General features: G+C 34.6%; 13 protein-coding genes. 4 read left to right on the top strand and 9 right to left on the bottom strand.

The window, feature by feature from the left end; genetic code table 11:
• The first annotated feature begins 41 nt into the window (after positions 1–41).
• The 3 genes from ACIQ2L_RS01115 to ACIQ2L_RS01105 are packed head-to-tail and all read left to right on the top strand — an operon-like array spanning position 42 to position 5086.
• Entirely contained in the window at positions 42–2834 is a 2793-nt protein-coding gene (locus tag ACIQ2L_RS01115) for an AsmA-like C-terminal region-containing protein (protein WP_396155596.1), read from the top strand.
• Entirely contained in the window at positions 2831–4168 is a 1338-nt protein-coding gene (locus ACIQ2L_RS01110; protein WP_396155594.1) for a hydroxymethylglutaryl-CoA reductase, degradative, read from the top strand. Before ACIQ2L_RS01115 ends, ACIQ2L_RS01110 begins: the two co-directional genes overlap by 4 nt.
• A 3-nt stretch (positions 4169–4171) precedes the next feature.
• The gene (locus tag ACIQ2L_RS01105) at positions 4172–5086 is read left to right on the top strand and encodes a GYDIA family GHMP kinase (RefSeq protein WP_396155592.1); all 915 of its coding nucleotides are present in this window, start codon (positions 4172–4174) and stop codon (positions 5084–5086) included.
• Positions 5087–5214: 128 nt separating this feature from the next.
• On the opposite strand, the gene ACIQ2L_RS01100 is transcribed toward ACIQ2L_RS01105, so the two are convergent.
• The 7 genes from ACIQ2L_RS01100 to ACIQ2L_RS01070 form a co-directional block, all read right to left on the bottom strand.
• Positions 5215–7332, bottom strand: coding sequence for a gliding motility protein RemB (locus ACIQ2L_RS01100; protein ID WP_396155590.1), 2118 nt, complete (start codon positions 7330–7332; stop codon positions 5215–5217).
• Between the two features lie 96 nt (positions 7333–7428).
• Positions 7429–7812, bottom strand: coding sequence for a VanZ family protein (locus tag ACIQ2L_RS01095; protein ID WP_396155589.1), 384 nt, complete (start codon positions 7810–7812; stop codon positions 7429–7431).
• A complete protein-coding gene (gene gcvH, locus ACIQ2L_RS01090; RefSeq protein ID WP_396155587.1) occupies positions 7805–8185 on the bottom strand; it encodes a glycine cleavage system protein GcvH in 381 nt (126 codons plus the stop codon). Before gcvH ends, ACIQ2L_RS01095 begins: the two co-directional genes overlap by 8 nt.
• 63 nt (positions 8186–8248) lie before the next feature.
• Positions 8249–15598, bottom strand: a complete 7350-nt coding sequence (gene sprA / locus ACIQ2L_RS01085) for a cell surface protein SprA (protein ID WP_396155585.1) — start codon at positions 15596–15598, stop codon at positions 8249–8251.
• A 3-nt stretch (positions 15599–15601) separates the two neighbouring features.
• Positions 15602–16183 (bottom strand): Holliday junction branch migration protein RuvA, encoded by a 582-nt coding sequence (gene ruvA / locus ACIQ2L_RS01080; protein WP_396155583.1) that lies wholly within the window; start codon positions 16181–16183, stop codon positions 15602–15604.
• An 83-nt stretch (positions 16184–16266) separates the two neighbouring features.
• The gene (locus tag ACIQ2L_RS01075) at positions 16267–18555 is read right to left on the bottom strand and encodes an NADP-dependent malic enzyme (RefSeq protein WP_396155581.1); all 2289 of its coding nucleotides are present in this window, start codon (positions 18553–18555) and stop codon (positions 16267–16269) included.
• 129 nt (positions 18556–18684) lie between these two features.
• Positions 18685–21300 carry an AsmA-like C-terminal region-containing protein gene (locus tag ACIQ2L_RS01070; RefSeq protein WP_396155579.1) on the bottom strand — a complete coding sequence of 872 codons (2616 nt, stop codon included), beginning with the start codon at positions 21298–21300 and terminating at the stop codon, positions 18685–18687.
• 166 nt (positions 21301–21466) lie between these two features.
• Here ACIQ2L_RS01070 and folK point away from each other — a divergent pair, with 166 nt between their 5' ends.
• A complete protein-coding gene (gene folK / locus ACIQ2L_RS01065; RefSeq protein WP_396155578.1) occupies positions 21467–22606 on the top strand; it encodes a 2-amino-4-hydroxy-6-hydroxymethyldihydropteridine diphosphokinase in 1140 nt (379 codons plus the stop codon).
• Here the strand turns inward: folK and ACIQ2L_RS01060 are convergent.
• Together ACIQ2L_RS01060 and ACIQ2L_RS01055 are read right to left on the bottom strand one after the other, a co-directional pair.
• Positions 22600–23130 carry an RNA methyltransferase gene (locus ACIQ2L_RS01060; RefSeq protein ID WP_396155576.1) on the bottom strand — a complete coding sequence of 177 codons (531 nt, stop codon included), beginning with the start codon at positions 23128–23130 and terminating at the stop codon, positions 22600–22602. The genes folK and ACIQ2L_RS01060 overlap by 7 nt on opposite strands.
• 110 nt (positions 23131–23240) lie before the next feature.
• On the bottom strand, positions 23241–23714 hold the full coding sequence (locus ACIQ2L_RS01055) for a DUF1573 domain-containing protein (RefSeq protein ID WP_396155574.1): 474 nt from the start codon (positions 23712–23714) through the stop codon (positions 23241–23243).
• Positions 23715–23746 lie beyond the last annotated feature (32 nt).

The raw sequence follows: 23746 nt of genomic DNA, 5'->3' as shown, positions 1-23746 counted from the left end.
ATATGTTTTTTTGTTTGATTAATGAATATTATTTTTACCAAATGAAAAAGCCGTCTAAGTCTATTGTTATTAGAATTTTAAAAATCAGCGGAATAACAGTTGGAATAGTTCTATTGTTGCTCTTTTTGATTCCAATACTTTTTCCTGGGAAAATTGCCGAAGAAGTAAAATCTTTTGCCAATCAAAAACTAAATGGCGAACTAAATTTTAAACAAGCAAATCTATCTTTTTTTAATCATTTTCCTTTACTAACAGTAACCCTTACCGATTTTTCACTAAAAGGTTCTGCACCTTACCAAAAAGAAACGTTGCTTTCTGCAAACGAAGTGTCTTTTGGAATTAATATCAAATCATTATTATTTGATAAAAAAGTAAACATCGATAAGATTTATGTTTCAGATGCTTTAGTTAATGTTAAAGTAAATGCAAAAGGACAAGCCAACTATAATGTCTATAATTCAGATACTAAAACAACAGATAAAGAGACTTCAGATTCCTCGTTACGCCTCGAAAAAATAGCTATAGAAAACACCCATTTTATTTATGATGATAAGTCTACAAAAATCCTAATTGACGCCAAAGGCTTAAATTATATTGGCAATGGCGATTTAGACAAAGCTGTTTTTGATTTATATACAGAAGCGCATATAAATGATTTCGATTTTACTTATGATGGTCAGCAATATCTAAAAAATAAAAAAGTAAATGCCGATTTGATTACCAAAATCAATACCAATTCCTTAGCATTTGTCTTTGAAGAAAATAATTTAAAAATCAACAAACTTCCTGTTGAATTCATAGGGAAGTTTGCTTTCTTAAGCAATGGTTATGCAATGGATTTTAATATCAAATCAGAAGACAGTAAACTCAACGATTTTTTTACTGCCTTGCCACCTCATTTTGTAACTTGGCTTGATAAATCAAAAGTAAAAGGAAACACTGACTTGCTGTTAACCCTCAAAGGAAAATACATCGCCTCTAAAAATCTTAAGCCTGATTTGGCTTTCAATATGAAAATTCGTGATGGCTACATCAATTATAACGATGCACCATTTCCGGCCTCAAATGTCTTTTTAAATTTTGACACCAAATTACCGTCGCTGGACACGGAGAAATTGAGAGTCAACATAGATTCTATTTTCTTTAATGTTGATCAAGATTATTTCAAAGCTATATTGAAAACAGAAGGATTATCAAAACCCAAAATTGCAGCTCGAATCCAAACTAAAATAAATTTAGCCAAAATGGATCGAGCGCTTGGAATTGAGAATATGGATTTGCGCGGGGTTTTGAATATAGACATAAAATCAAACGGAATTTACGATAAGAAGAACAATCAAATCCCAGTGACTAATGGTCAGATTTCATTAATTACAGGCTATGTGAAAAGTATTTACTATCCCGAACCAATAAAGAATATAAATGTCTTTGCCACGATTTTAGATAAAGAAGGAACTGTCAAAGATTTAAATGTAAACATCCATAAAGCATCTTTAGATTTTGAAGGAAATCCAATTTTTGTCAAAGCATTATTGAATAATTTTGAAAATATTAGGTACGATATAAAAGCGAAAGGAGAATTAAATTTGGCTCGAATTTATAAAGTCTTTTCCCGTAAAGGACTTGATTTAGAAGGGTATATTTTTGCTGATGTGGCTTTTAAAGGTTCACAGGAAGATGCTATGAAAGGGAATTATAAAAACCTTCACAATAGCGGCACCTTGCGCCTGCGTAATATCAAAACGACGTCCGAATTTTTACCAAAACCCTTTGTTATTAATCAAGGAACCTTTGTATTTAACCAAGACAAAATGAATTTCCATTTATTCTCGGCAACCTATGGGCAATCCGATTTCAAAATGTCGGGCTATTTGCAAAATGTAATCGATTTTGCCTTGACCGATAAAGCGGTTTTAAAAGGAAATTTTACGCTTAAGTCAGATTATATTAATGTGGATGAATTTATGTCGAATGCAACTGTTACATCTTCCTCTGAAACAGATACTCCAGTTAAAGCACCTGAAACTACAGGTGTTGTAGTTATTCCACCAAATTTTGATATTCAATTTGATGCCACTGCTGCCAAAGTCAATTTTGAAGATTTAATTCTCGAAAAATTAAACGGAAGCATGGTTATTAGTGAAGGTAAACTTATGCTAAGAAATAGTAGCATTGACATTATTGGTTGTACTGTGAAAACGGACGTCGTTTATCAAAGTGAATCTCCTAATAGAGCCAATTTCGATTTCAAGATTTCTGCTAAAAATTTTGATGTACAACGTGCCTATAAAGAGGTAAAACTTTTTCGTGACATGGCTTCCGCTGCCGAAAATGCCGAAGGAATTATTTCTTTAGATTATAAAGTGGTAGGAATACTTGATGAAAACATGCAACCCATTTTTCCATCGCTTACGGGTGGAGGAACTCTTTCTGTAAAGAATGTAAAAATGAAAGGCTTTAAATTGTTTGGTGCCGTAAGCAAAAAAACAGGGAAAGACGCTATTAACAACCCTGATTTGTCTAAAGTCGATATCAACACAACCATCAAAAATAATATCATAAATATTGAACGTTTCAAATTCAAAGTAGCAGGTTTCCGCCCAAGAATAGAAGGGCAATCTAGTTTTGATGGCGCTTTAAACATCAAAATGCGACTGGGGTTACCACCATTGGGTATCATTGGAATCCCGATGAAGATTACCGGAACGAAAGATGATCCGAAAGTAAGTCTTGGAAGGCAATCCGAAGATTTGAAAGAAACCGAATATGAGGAAGGACAGGCTCCAACACCAGAAGCAACGCCTCAACCACAAACCACAACCACTCAACCATGAATACCGCAGTCGCAGGGTTTTCAAAACTAACCAAAGAAGAAAAAATAAATTGGATTGCAAAGGAATATTTTTTCAATCCAGAAGAAGGAATTTCAACTATTAAACAATATTGGAATAGCGATACAAAACTCCAACAACTTCATGACGACTTTGTTGAAAACACCATATCCAATTTCTATTTACCTATGGGAATTGCACCAAATTTTCTAATTAACGGAAAGTACTATTCGGTTCCAATGGTTATTGAAGAAAGTTCGGTTGTAGCGGCAGCCGCAAAATCGGCTAAGTATTGGTCTACTCGCGGCGGATTCAAAGCCACCGTTTTAAATACCGAAAAAATAGGGCAGGTGCATTTTATGTTTTTTGGAGAAGCTCTTAAACTAGAACATTTTTTCAATAAGATTAAACCAATGCTGATTGCTTCTACAGAAAGTATTACGGCAAACATGCAAAAACGTGGTGGCGGAATCACCTCTTTAGAGCTTCGAAATAAAACAAGCGAACTTGACAATTACTTTCAATTGCATGCCACTTTTGAAACCAAAGACAGCATGGGCGCTAATTTTATTAATTCGTGTTTAGAACAATTGGCAAAAACAGTAAAAGAAGAAGCGTATAATTATCCAGATTTTAATGAAGTTGAAAAAAACATCACCATTGTGATGAGCATTCTTTCAAATTATGTTCCCAATTGTGTGGTTCGTGCCGAAGTTTCTTGCAAGGTAGATGAACTTGCCGAAAACCTGCCTACGAGCCGGCAGGGAAGAATCGAAAATCCATCAGAGTTTGCAGAAAAATTAGTTCAGGCGGTTCGCATTGCTGAGATAGAACCTTTTCGAGCCGTAACGCATAATAAAGGAATAATGAATGGTGTTGATGCCGTAGTTTTAGCAACCGGAAATGATTTTCGTGCCGTAGAAGCGGGAGTTCATGCTTATGCATCTCGAAACGGAACCTATGCGAGTTTGTCACATGCCAATATCGATAACGGAATCTTCACTTTTTGGATGGAAATTCCACTGGCATTAGGAACCGTTGGCGGATTAACGTCTTTGCATCCTTTGGTTAAAATAGCCTTAGAAATTTTAGAAAAACCATCTGCGCAAGAGTTGATGCAAATTGTAGCCGTAACCGGATTAGCACAAAATTTTGCAGCGCTACGCTCGCTTACAACTACGGGTATTCAAGAAGGACACATGAAAATGCACATCAATAATATCCTAAATCAATATCAAACCACTGTCGATGAACGAAAAATGATTAAAAATCATTTTGAAAACAACACGATTTCTCATTCGGCTGTAGTTACATTTATTGAAAATTTAAGAAAATAACCCTTGACTAAAACATTTTACAGCAACGGGAAACTCCTCATTACAGGAGAATATGTAGTGCTAGATGGCGCTAAAGCCTTTGCGTTGCCGACTAAATTTGGTCAAAATCTAATCATTGAAGAAGGCGATGGCGAACTCTTTCAATGGAAAAGTTTTGATAGCGATCGTAGTATTTGGTTTGAAGACATAATCTCATTTTCTTCAGTTATCCAAAAAGAACACTTTGAAGACGCAGAAACTATTAAAAATACCTTAATCGAGATTTTGCACGAGGCTTATTTGATGAATTCAGATTTTATTACAAAAGCAAAAGGATATTCCATCTCAACCGAGTTGACCTTTCCCAAATCTTGGGGTTTAGGAACCTCTTCAACATTAATCAACAATATTGCCCAATGGTTACAAATTGATGCGTTTGAGCTTCTTAAAAGAAGTTTTGGAGGTAGTGGTTACGACATTGCCTGTGCTCAAAATAATGCTCCAATAGTGTTTCAGTTAGTAAATCAAAAACCACTTGTTGAAAACGTAATCTTTAAACCAGATTTTGCCAATAAAATCTATTTTGTTTACCTCAATCAAAAGCAAAATAGCAAAGCAGCAATAGCAGCTTATTATGGAAAAAACGGAGTTATTGACAAAAGCATATCAAAAATCAATGACATCACCCATGCCGTTATTGAAGCTAGTTCGGCAAATGAATTTGCTATCGCTTTGCAAAAACACGAAATAGAAATGAGTAATATTCTTGAACTCACAACGGTTAAAGAAGCGTTATTTCCCGATTTCGATGGTGTAATCAAAAGTCTCGGCGCATGGGGAGGCGATTTTGTGCTCAGTATTTCAAAAGAAAATCCAACCAACTATTTCAAAAGCAAAGGATATTCTATCGTAATTCCGTATTCGGAGATGATACTATAGATAAGGAGCAGCACTTTTGTTTTTTCTCTCACTCTTCTTCCCGCCATCCGCTCCGCACGGCGGATTGCTACTGTCGGGGCTAGTTAAGCAATAGGTCTTTCTATCAACTCATACAAATAAACTAGCCATTAATAATCAAAATACCAATTAAAGATATCACAACGCAATCCTACAGAGAACCAAGTAGTAGTTTCCTTAAAAGCGGTATCCGTTTCAGTAGTTGGATTAAAGTCTCTATAGATTAAACTGGCGAATAGCTTCATATTGGTGGAAGGATTGATAAGATAACCCGCTTGTAAATCACCAATAAAAATGTTGGTTTTGTTTCCTTGTCCAATAGTCACACCAGAATCAAAAGGGCGATTGTCGCTATAACTTAAATAAATGTTGCTTCCGTAATTAAAGTTGTCTGTAGCCGTCTTAAAATCCAACCCTCGAGTACCAAAAGTAACTTTAGCATCGGCAAAATAACGTCCTTTGTGATAACGAGCAATGGCAATAAACTCCTTGAAATTTCCACCCCAGTTGTGTCCCAAACTCTGGTTGTTGTGACCATAGTTGGTAATCGCTTCGCTATGTGCATAAACATATGGTCGCACATGATTGTATTCTACCTGCAACAATAAATTTTTGATGTTGAATGCATTATAATATTTGACACCTAACTGGTAACCGTATTTGTTTTTCCAGCTTTTATTCCCCGCTTTCATATCGTTCAACGAAAATTCATCTAACAAAAACTGTCCGTAAATATTAATTTGATTGCTTATCTTGTATTTTGAAGTTAATCCCAATAAGGCATTCCCGCTTCGTGCAGAAGATGCAAATTCAACCGTACGGTAAAAAATAATCGGATTAACGAAACTCATATCAAAACCACGGTTATTTCTATTGGTCCAAACTACTGATTCAAACAAACCAATATTCCATCGGTTGGTAACATTCAAACTTAAATAATGACTGGCCGCAAACTTGGTTGCATACGTTCGGTCTTCGGTAACTTCGGTCCGAACATCTTTAAGCCATGTATAAATGTTGGTATATTTTATCTTCCAAAAGGTAGTATTCAGTTTAAAAAAAGGATACGGACTAGCACCATCACCCAAAAGCAACGAACGATAACCATCACCAATAAAATTTTTACCATAACCCAAGTTCAAGTTAATAAATTTACTAGGAGTGTACGATAAATTAGCTTCTGCCATCGGGAAATCATAGGCATCGGTTTTGAATTCCTTAGCAATACCAATTCCTGGAATAATCGCTGGATTTCCTCCATCTGGAGCTATAGATTCTGCATAGCGATTAAAATAATCAGCAAATCTTCCTTGGCTTTCATAAATAGTAGTTGTGAAATTCAGATCTTTTCCCAAACCACCACTAAATTGAATACCACGTGTGTTGATAAAGGTGCTTACGTCAAAAGTTGAACTACTTCTACCGAGCTGTATGTCTACTATTGGGTTTAAAGTAAACCAATAATCTTCACCTTGAATTTCGACGAAATTTTCGTTCCATAATTTTTTCCCCCACCAAGTACGTTTGTTTTTAGCCAAATCTTTTTTAGCATTTTCTAAATTGTAATATTTATTTACTTCTGCAAAAGCAAAGGGCTTGGAGCCTGTATGATTGTTAGCGCCAATTTGATTCATCTCATCATCAAATTGTGCATAATAACTGTGTGAAAATGGGATGTTAATATGACTTTCGAATTGAGGATTTTCAAATTTTTTATATGGAATACTATCCAATTCCGTTAAATGAGTATCATTAGGTTTGAAAGTATTTGATTTTTTTTCGGCTGTAGCTTTAGCTTCTTTTTGTGCCTGCATTTCGGCTAGGCTTTGCAACGGAATACCAATTTTAATCGTAAACCTTGTATAGGTAGGATTTCCGTTATAGGTAGCCGGAGTGATTTTAGGCATTTTACCAAAAACTCTTTTGCTTTCGGTTACTAATGATTCGTCTACCGCATCAACGTAAATCACTTTAAAATTCCCAGTTTCATTTACCTCAAAAAGCACAATGATGGTACCTTTAAAATTATTTTGTTTCAGGTTTTCGGGCACTTTATAATTGTTGTATACAAAATCTTGAACCTCATTATAAAAACAAGTTTCTAACGCTTGAAACTGCAATCCTTCACAAGATGGAAAAATTGGAAATTTTTCGGTTTCTTTATTTGAAACTTGTGCATTAGAAAAACCAGTTAAGATAAGAAGTGTAAAATGGAGTATTTTTTTCATTTTTATTAAATATATCTATTTTAGATATTGTTTGGTGTTAATGCGGTAAAAGTAAATAAAATCCCGACTCGTGACTATTGCTAAACGATACTATTTTTAGTATCTAAAGTTGGTTTGTTTTTTCTTTTTGAGTAGAATAAATACTGCTAATGCCGACAATGTTCCTGTAAAATTTGCTAAAACATCCAATATATCAGCATTTCGTGTTGTAGTAGTTGTTTCCTGTAAAATCTCAATTACAATTCCATAGAGAATAGATAACATAACAACACGAAGTATTTTGGGTATTTTTATTTCATTTTGCTTTAGTGAAATATAAGATCCCCAAAAAAGGGTAAAAACAAAATGTAATGTTGCATGAACATATTTGTCGACACCTGAAACCCCTAAAGAAGGCAACTTACTAAAGGTAACCAAACATAAAAAAGCAATAAGAAGTGTCCAGCTAATAGCTAAACCAAACAGTGTTTTTTTAAGCACCTATAAGTTGTTTATAATCATCGCTCGAAAGTAGTTCTTCTATTTCAGAAGCATTGGCGATTTTTACTTTAACCATCCAGCCCTTTCCATATGGATCTGAATTCACATCTTCAGGACTCACTTCTAAAGCATCATTAAATTCGATTATTTCTCCCGACAAGGGTAAGAATAAATCAGAAACAGTTTTCACAGCCTCAACAGTTCCAAAAACTTCTTCTTTATCAAGACTTTGGTCTAAAGTTTCAACTTCAACATACACGATGTCGCCCAATTCTTTTTGTGCAAAATCAGTGATACCAATGGTTGCAGTATCACCATCAATTAGAACCCATTCGTGGTCTTTAGTATATTTTAAATTGCTTGGTATATTCATTTGATATTAATTTTAGACTGTAAAGATATGATTTGATATTGACTTTTTTTATTGAAATATGGGTTAGTTTCCAAAATTGTATCTCATGGTAAATCCAGCTCTAATATTCGTTAATGGAAACGAAGTAGAAATCACAGGTTTTGAGAAGGAATGGTCATAAAAGAAAATAGCAGTCAAGTTTTTACTCAGTGAGTAATCTGCTGTTAGTTTTGCTGACCAAATATTTTGTCCACCTCCAATTTGGTTATTATCATAATCTAAATAACGTACAATGGTTTTATTGTTTCTGTATGAGAAGTCAATTCTCATATTAATATCACTTTTAATAATTCCGGTTGGGTTATCTGCTAAAGTTGAAGAGAAGATAACATCTTTGAATCGATAGCCGACACCAACTATGAATTCCTTGCCTTGAACTTCGGTTAATAAATTATTATCAAAACTCAACGATAAGCTTCGGTCTTTTTTAATCTCAGCTAAGATTTTAAAGGCATTTTTCATTTCAAAATCGAGACGTATTAATGGATTAAATTGTTCCACTAAGTTGACATTTCCTATGATGTCTTTGTTAACGAAGTTTCCAAATCCTCCATTGTCTTGTGCAGGAGTTGTTGGGTTATAATCAAGATTGGATCGAAAAGAGTTAATAGTATAAGAAGCTCTATAAGCATGTTGAATAGAGAACCGTTTGAATCGCTCTTTAAAGAAACTATAACGCATTAATCCACTATATTTAATGGTCCAGTTTGGAATAGGGATGTCACGTAAAGCACTTAAAGAAACACCTCCAGCAGAACTTCCTGAATAAGCAGCTAAAAATGCTGGAATTAAAACTTCTTGATTATTTTTTCCAAAACCAATTGGATAACCAGAATTAGCATTATAAAAATTATATTTTGGGTCATTAGGGTCAGTCGGAATTGGATTCGCAATATCACCATATCTTGGAATACCTGTCCCATAATATTGACTTGCCAGTCTGTCTGCAACAATTAATCGGTTATTTCTAAAATCATCAAAGGCAGCCGAACCAGTTTCATCACTTTTACTAAAAGCCGTTTTGATTAATACTGTTGAAATAGAAAAATTTCCGAAATTGTATGGCGATTGTGGTTGATAATAATTACCGTCTGCATCTGGGGTTTCAGTTGCATTATATTGCTCTGAGAAATTATTAGCATAAGTTCTATCTGCTGCCAAATCAATTTTGAAGTCAGGAAATAAATCAACGTTAGCCGTTAAGTTGAGCGTAGTGGTAATAACATTGGTGTAATTCTGATTAAAGTCAGGTGATGTTGTTAACCAACCATTTTTGGCTGCTTCATACCGTACATCATCTTGCGCTCCAAAAACAAATCCTAAAGTAGGTCTTGCGGTTCCGAAAAACCCTAAACTTGGTAAATATCCAGGAAGCATTGTCCCTTCATTTCTGGTATAATTTATCTGTACATTTTTCACACTCGTCAAAACCCCTTTTAATCCGTCTAAAAAGACATTAGTTGATTTTGCTGGTTGCGCTTTAGTATTCGTGATTTTTTCACCAGGTTTAGGTAATGCTGCTGGTTTTGCTGGAGCAACTGCTGGTTTCTTTCCTAAACCAATATATTTATAAAAAGTTTCCATATTCAAAACCGTGTTCAAACGATGTGAACTTGCATTTTGAATGGTGTTACCTAAATCAAAAAACACTCCAGGATCTGTTGATGATTCCACTCGAGAAAACCCTAACGGCGCTCTTTGCCAACTGTAATCTCCAGTGTAAGTATAGGTTGATTTAACAAATGCTAAAAAAGGTATTTTATTAATAGGTATTTCATAATTCACAACAATTTGCTGATTGTGCTGATCGGGTAAACCAATATTCCAAAAATCTGTCCAAATCGTGTTGCTGTTATCAGGAACATTATTTTCGTCCATATAGGTACGAACAATATTATGTGTAGAAGCGGTGAAGTTGATTTTTAATGCTTTGGTTAGATTGTAATTAAATCCGTACTGATAATTGAATAAATAATTTCTTCTGTACAAAGGGTCTAAAGCAATTCCAGCAACATCAACTTGTCGGAATTGTTGTCTGTTGTATTGTCGGATGATATTACTACTAAACGAAATACTAGCAGGTAGGTAATTAAAGTTAAAATCACTAAGTAGTTTCCAGTAGGAACTTTTCTTCATGAATTTACTTTTCTTGAAAGGCTCTACTAGTTTATTTTGGAAAGCATACGTATAATCTACAGTGGTATTTACTTGCTGGTCTATAAAATTCTCAATTTCGTAATTGTGTTTTTCAATTTGATTATAAGAATACGAAAGTGTTAAGTTTTCTGGGTCATAAACATGCTGTTTTTGTTCTGGCGCCCTTTCTTTTTTTACACCAATAAAGTTGATACTTTTTCTTTTGGTATAATCGATGGCTCTATTTCTAATATTTTCTCTTTCGGCTGCATTACTTGTATTGTCTAACAATTGTTCTAATCGAATGTCTTGGTTGAATGGGTCGTATTCTGGAGTAATTATTTCTTCACCCACAGCATAATTGAAGGGCAAATTGATTCCCCATTTTTTAGGCAATAGTTTTCCTAAACTAAAGTTCGTTACAATATTATATTGTTGCATATCTTCTCGGCTTCTTTCTTGCGGACTTTGTTCAATAGCACCAAAACCAATAGTACTCATTCTTCCTGTTGCCGAAATTGTAGCAAAATCTGCTAAGTTGGTATCAATATTTAATACGGCTGCAGAACCACCTTTGTTGTTCATATCTGCGAGTCGTAATTCATTAAACCATACTTCACCTTTAACTCTATCGGTATGATTGTTTTTTATTCCCACCATTAAGGTTCTAACCAATCCAAAATTTGGATTTCCTTTAACACCAATTCGTAGCGGACCACGGCCAACAATTCCTGCTAATGATGGGTCTAATTCAAAATCATCTTTATATAAAACGCCATCAACAAAATCTCCTGGAGGAGCACTCATGGCTAGTATTTTTAATTTAGTTAATAATGAAGTTGGTAAATCTATTTCATTCAGTTCAGGCCAAATGGCTTCAGCGGTTGTTTCGCCTTCGGCAGTTACTTTTAACGGAATTTCAACTTGATAATAATTATTAGTAAAATCATTACCAAATCGAATAAATGCTTTCATTTGATCATTTTGTAGTGGTGTTGGGTCGGTTGGAGAAGGTAAGGCTTCAGCATGTAAAAACATTTTGATTTTGTTATACTGACGCATATCAACATCTACGTTTTTAAAAACAGCTCTTGAATCACCAACTTCCAATCCTTGCCCAGAAACTCTTAATGAAAGTGATTGTTCATTTTGATTTAGTATTTGTTGTCCTTGACCTATTGCCTCTCTTATTACACCTGGAGGAGTTACATAAGGTATCGGCGAACGTTGTGCATTTTCCTCAATGTTAACGGCTAAGACTTCAAAATTAGTATTGTCATCATCTGGATCTGCATCAGTGGTTTGCAGCGTATTTTCATAACGTCTCCATTCGCCACGTACTAAATCTAAAGCACCAAAACGAAGGGTAACAGGCTTGCTAAATCCAGTCATAAACATTCTCATAAAACGGATGGAACGGAAATCAGATATACTACCGATTACACTTGTTGGTTGTGAAACGGGTATTTTAAATTGAATCCATCTTGCCTCAGTTGCTATTCCGTTGGGAACTGCCGTTCCATCAATAACGGTTGAAACAATATCTGTAATATAATTGGAACCAACAGTCATCCCAGGCTTCATTTCTATTTTATATTCATAATACGCATTGGCTTCATTCATCGTATTATCTCTATTAATATCTTCTACGTCAGGAACTGTGGTAGATCCTCTGTTAGTATCTGAAACACCAACGGGAGAGTTGCCTTCGGTACCATTATATTTTTTATAACGTTCAAATACGGTTGAGCCAGTTGCATTTAAAAAGTATTGGTAATTATCAGCAGCAGGGTCTTCTAAAGCGGCAAAACCGGGGTCTATATTGGCCAATGCTCTTTCTCCTTGATCATTTACACCATCAAATCCAATATCTTGAGAAGCTCTATTGGCACCATCTACATCAAACGCATAGATTAGCGATTGTGACGACGGAACCCTTCCCCAAACCGTAGGATTGGTTGTGTTTGTTATAGTAGTATTAGTAGGTAATCCATTCTCATATTGTTTACGAGAATCTTTTAGTACGTCCTCGGATATTTCTCCAAGATTAAAATATACACTTCCAATATTTGTTTGGTCTGCCGAAGATGTTGGATTTCCTGGGTCAAAATAAGGGTCCAATACCCAAAATTGGATATACTCTACATTACTTTGTTCAAAATTGGTAGAGTTAATCGAACGCATAATTCCACCAAAATTTTTCGTAGGATCAGCAAAACCTCCTGGACTTAATGCTTGTGGGTTGTAATTATAGGGTCCTCTTTCTTCTGGATAATAAGATAAATCCAAAGTATTAATAACTTGAGACTGTCCAATTTGGATATTAGTAAGCGGGAATAATTCTCTATTAAAGATTCTTCTGGTGCTATTTGATGAAATTCCATCCTGACCAATATCTCCGGGAGTTTGTACATAAATGGTTGGGTCAATGCTATACCAGTTTAATCGGGCTCTTTTGTGACCATAGCTCAGGTCAATTGCGGCTGAGCCAAAATCATCGTAATCAGCTACAGCAGGTCTTTTTGGTACAGACGAAAGACTCCAAGATAATGCTGAACGCATATCAATAGTGGTTTGAGAGCCTTCAAAATCATCTACATAAACGGTAGCTTCTCCTTCAAACTGATCATTTTTAGAGGCAGCAGGTTTTAAAAATGCCATTTCTCCACGTAACGAGAAATTCGATGGAACATCGGTGTCAATATTCGGCAATTTATTAACCATACGGGTTAAGAAAGGAACTTCAGTTGAATAGGTGGTATTAAAACCAAAAATGGTATTGTTAACCGACTCTTGACCGTAATTTGACTTGTTGGTAAGCGGTCTTTCGGTCATTTTAATTAAGGTAGCTCCAAGTAACAATTTATCAGAGAACTTGTGTTCTACATTGATTCCCATGAATCTTCTGGTTTGTTGCCCAAATGTAGCATTGTTTTCTACCGAAACCTGAATTGGAGTATTTGATGCTTGCAAAGAAGGATCCAAAATTTGAACTCTACCTGCTTGATAGTTGACACTATAATCGATACCTTCTTGTAGCACTCTTCCTCCTGCGGTTACTACAACGGAACCTCTAGGAACATTGTATGCGCCAATTGGAATTCCATCTCCCCCAGAAGATTTAAACCTTCCTTTTAATTGAAACTTATTTTTTTCGGCATCTTGTAAAGCAGCAGCTTGTGTACTGGCATACATGCTTCTGAAAACATATTTTGCTTGGTTACCGTTATACGTATTTGTATCAAAATAATTACTGGCGTCTGAAGGTAATTTTAGTTTATCAAAAATTAATTTACCAAATGGCTCAACAGATGTAAAAATAATTCGACCATTTTGTTGGTCAACTGTTAAACCTGGCACGAAATCAAAAAAACCATCTCCACCCGTTTGTGGGTCATTATTAAAATTAAGTTTGTCAACATTCAATACTTTTAATAGTGGTGTTTCAGAAACTTCATTTCCTGGAGGCACTGTTGTAATAGTGTCAGGGAAAGGTGTTCCAGGAACTGGATTGATATAGTTTATTGGTGATGGATCGGTATATAAAATATTAAACCTGAAATCTTCTTGCTGTAATTGGTACCCTCCTTGAATTTGATAAATATTCTTCATCATCAAGTTCCAAATAGGTTTTTGAACATTAGTCAAATTGCTTTTCAGCATTTTTAACACCAAACTTTGAGAGGATATCGTTTGAGATGCTGTTCCTCCATCAGTAATTACTGTTGCATCTACACCATCAGTTCCAAATTCACCAACCTGATACACGTCATCACCAATGGTATATTGATAAGCAACCGCTAATACTTCATCATTAGATAATCGTTGTTGTAAAGAGATATATCCCAATTGTGGGTTGAATGTATATTCGTTAGCAGCTAATTTTCGAGCATTTTCTAATTTAGAATAATCGGTTCCCTCATCTACAGGGTTTATATTATTAAAACCAGCACTAGCAGTTACAATATCTCTAATGTTTCCGTTCAATAATCCACCTCCGGTTGTTATTAATTTTGGATCGTATCCGTTATTTCCATTGTTAGAAGGAGAATCTACTGGAGCTATAAAAAAAGTAGGATACTGCGCAGCGTCAACCGCTACGATTTGTGGATCATTTAAACCAGTTAGTCTTGCTTCTCCCAAATCCTGTAACGCAATAATGTTTCTTAAGTTGTTATTGGTTGTGCTTACACGATTTTGTCTGTTGGTTACCCAAACTTCAATTCTTGTAATTTGAACTCTAGAATTGATAAAAGGATAGTTTTGTAACGCCTGGTCGTATCTGTTTCTGAAATACTGCGACAAGAAAAAGTGTCTGTCCGTATCATAATCTAATGCAAATAATTCAAAATCTTGAATAGTGCCTCCGCCTTGAGCCGTAACTGATCTTGTTTGTGATTTTTGTTCAGAGAAAACTCCTGTTACTGTAGTTCTTCCGAATTGCAGTTGCGCTTTGACCCCAAATAAACTTTGGGCACCACGAATTAAAGAATTTGACAAAGGCATACTAACGTTTCCAACTTCAATTTTCTGTATAATTGAATCTTCCCCGCCACCTGCAGTCGGGTCAAATTCTAATTTAATTAGATTTTGAAAAGCAAAAGTTGATTCGGTGTCATAGTTTGCATTTACATTCAATCGTGTTCCCACTTTTCCGTTTAAACTCATGCTGATTCTTTGGTCAAAATCGAAATTGGTTTGGGCTCTATTTCGAGGAGAAAAAGCAGGATTGTCTTGTTTTGTATAGCGAACTCCCAAATCCATTTCGACTGACCCCGTTGGTTTTACGTCGATAGTATTTGAGCCAAAAATAGTTGCGAAGAAACCAGAGTTTACGTAATACCGTGGAAGTAAATCTTTTTTGGCAGCATCACTTCCGTCTTTTTTTCCTTCTATAGCATCCGATTTTTGCTTGAAATACTCTCGCATTGATTCACGAAGTACTAACTCTTCATATTCTTGCGGTGTTAAAATAATGGGGTAATTAATATTAAAGCCATCAACACTACTCGTATAAATATATCGGTTAGTGGCAGCATCATAAGTGTAGGCGTTAACAATGCTGTTTGGATTTTGAATTTCAACTTTACCTGTAGAATATCCTTTAGGTTCTTCTTCGGCTGGTTTTGGCTCTGTTGGAGTAACTTGAGAAAAAACGGAAGTACTAAAAAGCAAAATAAAAGCTAAGCGTACTTTTAATATTTTAATAAATGGATTAATAAAGTATAGTGTTTTCAAGAATTATAAATTTTTTAATGCTTGTTTAATTATGGTCTCAACTCCAGCTTCTGGGTTTTCTAGGATGATTTTATCCACCACTTTTTCGGCATTTTTTCTAATATAACCCAAAACCTCTAAAGCAGATAACGATTCTTCTCTGGAAATATTGTGTTGTGCCATTGAAATTTCATTTAAATCATATATTTTCAATACTTTTTCTTTCAAATCTAAAATCACACGTTGTGCCGTTTTACTTCCAATTCCTTTAATAGATTGAATCGTAACAACATCACCATTACCAATAGCGTGAATTATTTGCTTTGGATCTAATGAAGACAACATTGTTCTAGCAATACTTGCCCCAATTCCTGAAACTGAAAGTAATAATTTAAACAATTCTCTTTCTGATTTTTCCATAAAACCAAACAAAGAATGGGCATCTTCTTTTATTTGAAGATGTGTAAATAATTTAATAAAATCGGTATTGGGAAGAAGTGAGTAAGTATGCAAGGAAATGTTAATGTGATACCCTACACCATTACAGTCTATTACAACTTCAGTAGGTGACTTTTCAACTAATTTCCCTTGAATGTGTGCAATCATTTTTACTAAAATCTAATTTCAAATATAGCAAAATTCTTCAATTGGAAAAATTTGTGCGCAATATCTGAATAATAATATTATAATTATTTGGCTGACATTTTTTTTCTCTTCTCTTTTTCTTGTGCATCAACAACCGAAACGGCAACCATATTGACCATTTCTTCCACACTTGCGCCTAATTGGAAAATATGTACCGCTTTTTCCATTCCTAGCATGATTGGTCCGATAGAATCTACTTTGTACAATTCTTTCAAAAGCTTGTAGGTAATATTTGCGGCTTCTAAATTTGGGAAAATTAAAGTGTTTACTTTTTTTCCAGCTAATTTTGAAAATGGAAATTTAGCTTTCAGCATCTCAGCATTTAAAGCAAAATCGGTTTGAATTTCTCCGTCGACAATTAAATCGGGATAATATTTATGTAAATAAGCAACAGCTTCTCTCACTTTATTAGCACTTTCATGTGAAGATGAACCAAAATTAGAGAATGATACCATGGCAATTACGGGTTCCATTCCAAACATTCTTACAGTCTTTGCCGTCATCAAAGCAATTTTTGCCAATTCATCAGAAGTTGGGTTTGGATTGATTGCTGTATCCGATAAAAACATAGGGCCGCGATTGGTCATCATCATATTGGTTGTAGCAATCAAAGTAATACCTGGAGCTTTCCCTATCAATTGCATTAATGGTTTTACGGTTGATGGATAACTTCTGGAATATCCCGAAACCATAGCGTCTGCATCACCTTCATTCACCATCATGGCGGCAAAATAGTTTCGTTCACGCATCCATTTTTGGGCATCGAGTAACGAAATTCCTCTACGTTGTCTAGACTTCCAATAAATATCAGCATATTTTAATCGACGTTTATCTTCTTCTTTTGTTTTTGGATCAAAAATTGCCACATCGGCATCAAACCCCAATTCTTCTTTGAGTTCCAAAATCACTTCTTTATTTCCTAGCAAAATTGGAATGGCAATGCCTTCTTCATAAGCAATTTGTGCCGCTTTTAAAACATCTAAATGATCGGCTTCTGCAAATACAACACGTTTCGGGTCTGTTTTTGCTCGGTTAGTTAACAATCGAACCATTTTGTTATCTGAACCCAAACGTTCAAGTAATTCTTCCTCATACTTTCCCCAATCGGTAATTGGATGCAATGCCACTCCCGATTCCATTGCTGCTTTTGCTACAGCAGGTGGAATTTTAGCAATCAACCTTGGGTCGAATGGTTTTGGAATAATATAGTCTTTACCAAAATTAAGTTTGGTTTCACCATAAGCTATATTCACTTGTTCAGGAACTGATTCTTTAGCCAATTCTGCCAAAGCAATTACAGCAGCTTTTTTCATTTCCTCATTAATTTTAGTAGCTCTAACATCTAAAGCACCTCTAAAAATATAGGGAAACCCAAGTACATTATTTACTTGATTTGGATGATCTGAACGACCGGTTGCCATAATGATGTCTCTTCTGGTTTTTATGGCCAAATCATATTTTATTTCTGGATTTGGATTAGCCATTGCAAAAACGATTGGATTTTTTGCCATTCCTAATAGCATTTCAGGAGTAACAATATCGCCTGTCGATAATCCAACAAAGACATCGGTTCCAACCATGGCTTCAAGTAGGGAAATGACTTTATCCGAGGCATATTTTTTTTGATTTTCTGAAATTTTTGGGTCATTTTTTTGAAGAGCTCCTTTGCTATTAAACATTAGGATATTTTCTTGTTTTACCCCAAAAGAAACATAAAGATTGGCACAAGCTATTGCTGCAGAACCCGCTCCCGAAATCACCATTTTTATTTCATCCATTTTCTTTTCGGCCAATTCGACAGCGTTTAATAAGGCTGCTGCCGAAATTATAGCAGTACCATGCTGGTCATCGTGCATTACAGGGATATTCAGTTCTTCTACCAAACGCCTTTCGATTTCAAAAGATTCAGGCGCTTTAATATCTTCTAGATTGATTCCCCCAAAAGTGGGCGCAATATTTTTAACCGTTTCAATAAATGCATCTACATCTTTGGTGTCTACTTCAATATCAAAAACATCAATATCAGCAAAGATTTTGAAAAGCAATGCTTTCCCTTCCATAACGGGTTTTGAGGCTTCCGGACCAATATCTCCCAATCCTAATACGGCTGTTCCATTACTAATTACAGCTACTAAATTTCCTTTGGAAGTATATTTATAAACATTGTTTACGTCTTTTGCTATTTCCAAACAAGGTTCGGCAACACCTGGTGAATAGGCTAAGGATAAATCTCTTTGTGTAGCATATTTTTTGGTTGGCACCACTTGAATTTTCCCTGGAGTAGGTTTGGCGTGGTATAAAAGCGCTTCCCGTCGTTTACTGTCTTTGTGCATGGTGGTTGTTTTGATCGCTACAAAGGTAGAAGACTGTATGTAAAAAGGAAATTTTTAGGGGTTTCTTTTTTAGAAATGTTACTTTAAATTATAAACAAAAACCTCTTTGAAAACGAACGAGGTTTTTGTTTATTTCGCCGGCGGTGTTGAAGTTTCCGCTTTCTTAGTCTCTTCTTTTTTCTTTTTGTTGAACAAACCATTGAGTAAATCTTTAGCCGTATTTTTCACATTAGTACTTGTGTTGGTTTTAGTACTATCTGTTTTTGGTTTTGTAGCGTTTGAAATAATGCTGTTTAAAGCATCTCTTCCGCCGCTTATTAATTTTTCTTTTTGTTGTTTTACCAAATTAGTGGCTAAATTGGTTGTAGCTTGTTTAATGTCGGTTGTTATTTTCGGATTAGTAAAATTCCCTGTTAAGAATGCATTTACAGGGACACTTTCTACCCTTTTTGCATCGGCTGGGGTTAATTTACCTATCAAATTATTAATTTCTGTACCTAAATATTTTGCTGGAACATCAAATTTAAGATTGTAATTCATTGTCTGATCAAAACCATGTGTTCCACCAATTGTTGCTTTTATATCCTGATATATGATGTCAAAAGGTTTTACATTTACTTTACCGTCTTTAAAAGTTAGCGCTGCTTTTAAATCATTCAAATTTAATTTCTTTAAATCGATAAAGTTTAATTGATTATCTAAAGCACTTAATAACTCAGAATTACTCGAATTTACAGTTGTTGACAACAATTGTCCTAATAAATCTCCTGAAATGCTATTCAAGTCAGGCGTCATTTCTTTATCTTTTAAATTTCCAGAAAGTTTGATTTTAGAATTCAATTTTCCGTTGATTACTCCGGCAATTGGCGCAATTTTTTTCATCATATCCAATTGAGAAAATGTTTGTGAAATATCAACGCTATTCAACCCTAAATCCATATTAAATTTAGATATTTTTTCTTTAGTAGAAACGTCTCCATTAAACGAAATTGATCCACCAAAAATATCGGTTTTACCATTTTCTAAGGTTGCTTTTTGGTCTTTGATGATGACTTTTCCAGATACATTTTTTAAAACTAAATTATCATACAAAACTGTATTGGCTTTTGCCGTTAATGAGCAATTCAAAAATGCTGGAATCTTTATTGCTTCCGATGGTTTGGTAGTTTTTTTTGCATCCGATTCGGAAGTCATAAAATCGCTAACGGCCAATTGATTCGAGAACAGATTGAAATTTCCTTTCAATTCCTGATTTTTGAATACCAAACCGTAGAAATTTTCTAGAACACCATTTACAGCTAAATCAGTTTTTCCGGTAACGGCATTAAACTGTTTCAAGTTTACGCGACTTGGGTCAAATGATAGTAAGGCTCTACTGATTTTCATGGTTTTGCCATCTTCATCGGTGTAATTGAATCCAGTCAAATCGATGGTTCCTGCATTTTTAATTCGGGCATAATCACTTTTTTCAACCGATTGCATATCGAATACTGTAGTAACATCGGCTTTTAGAATTCCGGTTAACGGTTTGTCCAATTTTATAGGATAGGCTTTCGTAAGATTAGCCAAATTAATGGTTCCTTTTAGAGCGGCGTCTACTAAAGCATTTTCGGCAATGTTTTTAATAGTAGCTTTCGCATTGAAAACATCTTGGTCTATTTGAAAAGATAATTTTTCTAAATTAACATACGTATCATTCAGTACACCAGTTTCGTTGATGATTTTGGTGTCGATGATAATATTGCGAACCGATTTCGGCAAATTTGGATATTGGAACGAAGCATTATTGGATGCGATATCAATGTTAAATTTTGGTACTGTAGTAGCTGAAAGTAATCCTTTGGCAAAGCCTGCAACGGTGAAATCACCATCCGTTTTTACGTCTTTCAAATTACTCGAATAGTGAGTTGGAATTAATCCCAAAAAGTTTTTAAATGATGAGGTTGGCGTTTTAAATTTCAAATCATATTCTTGTCCAGCTTCAACCATTTGAATAAAACCATCAAATTCTAAAGGCAATTCGTTGATTTTAGCTTTATTTTCTTTGAGTGTATATTTACTGTTGTCCAAATCAATTCCGAGTGTCGCATCAAGCGAAAGTGCAACATTTTTCATGTAATTCACTTTGTCCATGTCGAGTGAAATTTTGGTAGTAGTTTTAGTTACTAAATCCAATTTTGATGCAGCAAAATCGCCTGTTCCTTCGTGATTAATACTGTCTAAAACCATTCTTATTTTTGATTTTTCATCATAATATTTGAACTTGAAATTCGCAACGGAATACTCTTTTATTTTTAATGAAAGTGGTTTACTTTTGACATTGTCGCCATTTTTATCCTCTTTTAAAGCGATGTCATAATTTCCTAAACCGTCTTTATTGAAAATGATGTTGATTAAACCATTTTTGGAGGATATTCCATCAATATCCATTGGTTCGTTGTCACCATTAAATAATTCTTTAACGGACATTTTCAGATTTAATTCTTCACATGAAACTAAAGTATCTCCTTCAAAAGGTGCTTTGTTGATGATGGATAATTTTTCTATCGAAACACTCGCGCTGGGAAAATTTCGGAACAAACTCAAATCGGCATCAGCGAAAGCTACTTTGGCATCGACTTTTTCATTGATTGCAGTTAAAATTCGGGCTTTAATTTGATCTTTAAAGAAATACGGAATAGCAAATGCTGAAATCACGAACAACAATAAAATTATTCCAACAATTTTTAAGATTTTCTTATGCATAAGATGATAGATTACTTTAAATTACTACCAACAAAAATAATCTCTTTTAACCAGAAGCGCGTTATATTTAGGGAAGTTTTGTGATTTTAATTGTCGAGAAAATGTTATTAACAGTCGGTTGTTTTTTGTAATTATTCTAAAATAGTTTTAGTTAATTTGTGCTTCCATGAAAAAGCAGCATCAAGTCATTTTATCTATCGGTACAAATCAAGGCAATCGCCTTAAAAACATTGTGTCTTGCATTGATGGTCTGCATAATGAAATAGGAACATTAATTAGAGTTTCTAAGCTTTATGAAACACCTTCTTGGGGTTTTGAAAGTGAAAAATTTTACAATTGTGCTGTGGTGATGCATACTCATAAAACAGCGCACCAATTATTAGATGAATGTTTGTTACTTGAAGAAGCTTTAGGAAGAATGCGCTCGGAGGCAGAAGGATATCAATCTCGAATAATTGATATCGATGTAATTGCTTTTGATGAAGAAATCATTACTTCAGATAAGCTTCAAGTGCCACATCCTGAAATGCAAAACCGGTTGTTTGTTTTATTGCCGATGAAGGATTTGAATCTGGATTGGCGACATCCCATCTTACAAATGTATTTACACGAACTGCTTATAATTTCGGAAGATAAAAGCAATTGCACCTACATTCAAAACCTAGATATACCCATAGCTAAATTAAAACTAGATCATTTTAATTACATCGCTATCGAGGGAAATATTGGAGCAGGCAAAACCACATTGACAAATAAACTTGCAGAAGATTTCAATGCTAAATCAGTTTTAGAACGATTTGCGGACAATCCTTTTTTGCCAAAATTCTACGAAGATCAAAGTCGTTATGCTTTTCCGTTGGAAATGTCATTTTTGGCCGATAGGTACCAACAGATTTCAGATGATTTGGCGCAGTTTGATTTGTTTAAAGATTTTATCGTTGCGGATTATCACATTTTCAAATCTTTAATATTTGCAAAAGTTACGCTTGCGGAAGATGAATTCCGTTTGTATAAAACGATGTTTGATATTATTTATAAAGAGATGCCCAAGCCCGATTTGTATATTTATCTCTATCAAAGTACGGAACGACTTTTAATTAATATTAAGGAACGAGGGAGAAGTTACGAACAAGAAATTCCGGCAGCGTATTTGGATAAAATCAATAATGGTTATTTAGATTATATCAAATCACAAAAGAATTTAAATGTATTAATCATTGATGTTACTGATAGAGATTTTCAAAGCAATCAGGAAGATTATGTATTTATATTAAATGAAATTCAGAATAAAATTTCAGGTCAATAGTTCATTTTCTGAAATAAATCCCACACCACAATTCCAGCACTTACAGAAATATTCAAAGAATGTTTTGTGCCTAATTGAGGAATTTCAATTGATCCGTCACAAAGTTCAATTGCTTTTTGAGAAACACCATACACTTCATTGCCAAAAACTAAAGCATATTTTTTGCCTTTTTCTGTTGTAAAATCTTGAAGAAAAATAGCGTTTTCAACTTGTTCTATAGCAAACACGGCAACAGTTTCTTTTTTTAGTTTTTCAATCACACTTAAAACATCTTTTTGATATTCCCAATTCACTGTTTCGGTGGCGCCAAGAGCGGTTTTGTGAATTTCTTTGTTGGGTGGAATTGCAGTTATACCACACAGATAAATTTTTTCAATCAAAAAAGCATCTGAAGTCCTAAATACAGAACCAATATTATGTAAGCTTCTGATATCGTCGAGCACGAGTATCAAAGGAGTTTTTATGGCTTCTTTAAAATCTTCAACCGATTTCCTTTCTAATTCTGTGTTTTCTAGCTTTCGCATTTTTTTATATCGATAATTTAACTTTTGGTTTCGACTAGCAAAGATATTCAAAAAAAAACTCGTCTTGTTTTTTAAACGAGACGAGTTTTTAGAATTATAATTAAGTAATTTTAGCTTTTTGTCGGAGCAGCAGCATCAGTTGGAGGAGCAGGTAGAACAGTTCCTTTTATTGTAAGTACTTTTGTTTCTTGTCCTGTTGCGTTCGATTTTACAGTAACTGTTTTTGTAAACGCTCCGGCTCTGGTAGTGTCATATTTTACACCGATTGTACCCTTTCCACCCGGAAGAATATCACCTTCTGGTTTTGTAGGTACAGTACAGCCACATGAACCTTGTGTACTTTCTATTTTTAATGGTTTATTACCGTTGTTTACAAATACAAATTCTCTGTTACCATCTGCATTGTGAGGAATTGTACCATAATCAATGGTTTCATTTTCGAAAACCAATCCTGCGCCATCAACTTTTGGAGTTTCTACTTTAGTAGCAGTAGTTTCTTTTTTTACAACTTTTTTTGCTGTTTGTGCACTTGTTGTTGCAACACCGAAAACAGTAATTGCAGCTAATAGTATTAATTTTTTCATTTTTAAAAGTTTTTATGTTTCTGATACAAATC

Origin of the sequence: Flavobacterium sp., from assembly GCF_044369455.1 — a bacterium.
In the GTDB taxonomy this organism is placed as follows: domain Bacteria; phylum Bacteroidota; class Bacteroidia; order Flavobacteriales; family Flavobacteriaceae; genus Flavobacterium.
The sequence above is the reverse complement of the archived record's forward strand: the minus strand, read 5'-3'. Positions and strand labels throughout refer to the sequence as shown.

Excerpts from the sequence above, each read along its gene's own strand:
- ACIQ2L_RS01115 (WP_396155596.1), top strand. The coding sequence starts at position 42 with ATGAAAAAGCCGTCTAAGTCTATTGTTATTAGAATTTTAAAAATCAGC.
- ACIQ2L_RS01110 (WP_396155594.1), top strand. The coding sequence starts at position 2,831 with ATGAATACCGCAGTCGCAGGGTTTTCAAAACTAACCAAAGAAGAAAAA.
- ACIQ2L_RS01100 (WP_396155590.1), bottom strand. The coding sequence starts at position 7,332 with ATGAAAAAAATACTCCATTTTACACTTCTTATCTTAACTGGTTTTTCT.
- gcvH (WP_396155587.1), bottom strand. The coding sequence starts at position 8,185 with ATGAATATACCAAGCAATTTAAAATATACTAAAGACCACGAATGGGTT.
- ruvA (WP_396155583.1), bottom strand. The coding sequence starts at position 16,183 with ATGATTGCACACATTCAAGGGAAATTAGTTGAAAAGTCACCTACTGAA.
- ACIQ2L_RS01075 (WP_396155581.1), bottom strand. The coding sequence starts at position 18,555 with ATGCACAAAGACAGTAAACGACGGGAAGCGCTTTTATACCACGCCAAA.
- ACIQ2L_RS01070 (WP_396155579.1), bottom strand. The coding sequence starts at position 21,300 with ATGCATAAGAAAATCTTAAAAATTGTTGGAATAATTTTATTGTTGTTC.
- folK (WP_396155578.1), top strand. The coding sequence starts at position 21,467 with ATGAAAAAGCAGCATCAAGTCATTTTATCTATCGGTACAAATCAAGGC.
- ACIQ2L_RS01060 (WP_396155576.1), bottom strand. The coding sequence starts at position 23,130 with ATGCGAAAGCTAGAAAACACAGAATTAGAAAGGAAATCGGTTGAAGAT.
- ACIQ2L_RS01055 (WP_396155574.1), bottom strand. The coding sequence starts at position 23,714 with ATGAAAAAATTAATACTATTAGCTGCAATTACTGTTTTCGGTGTTGCA.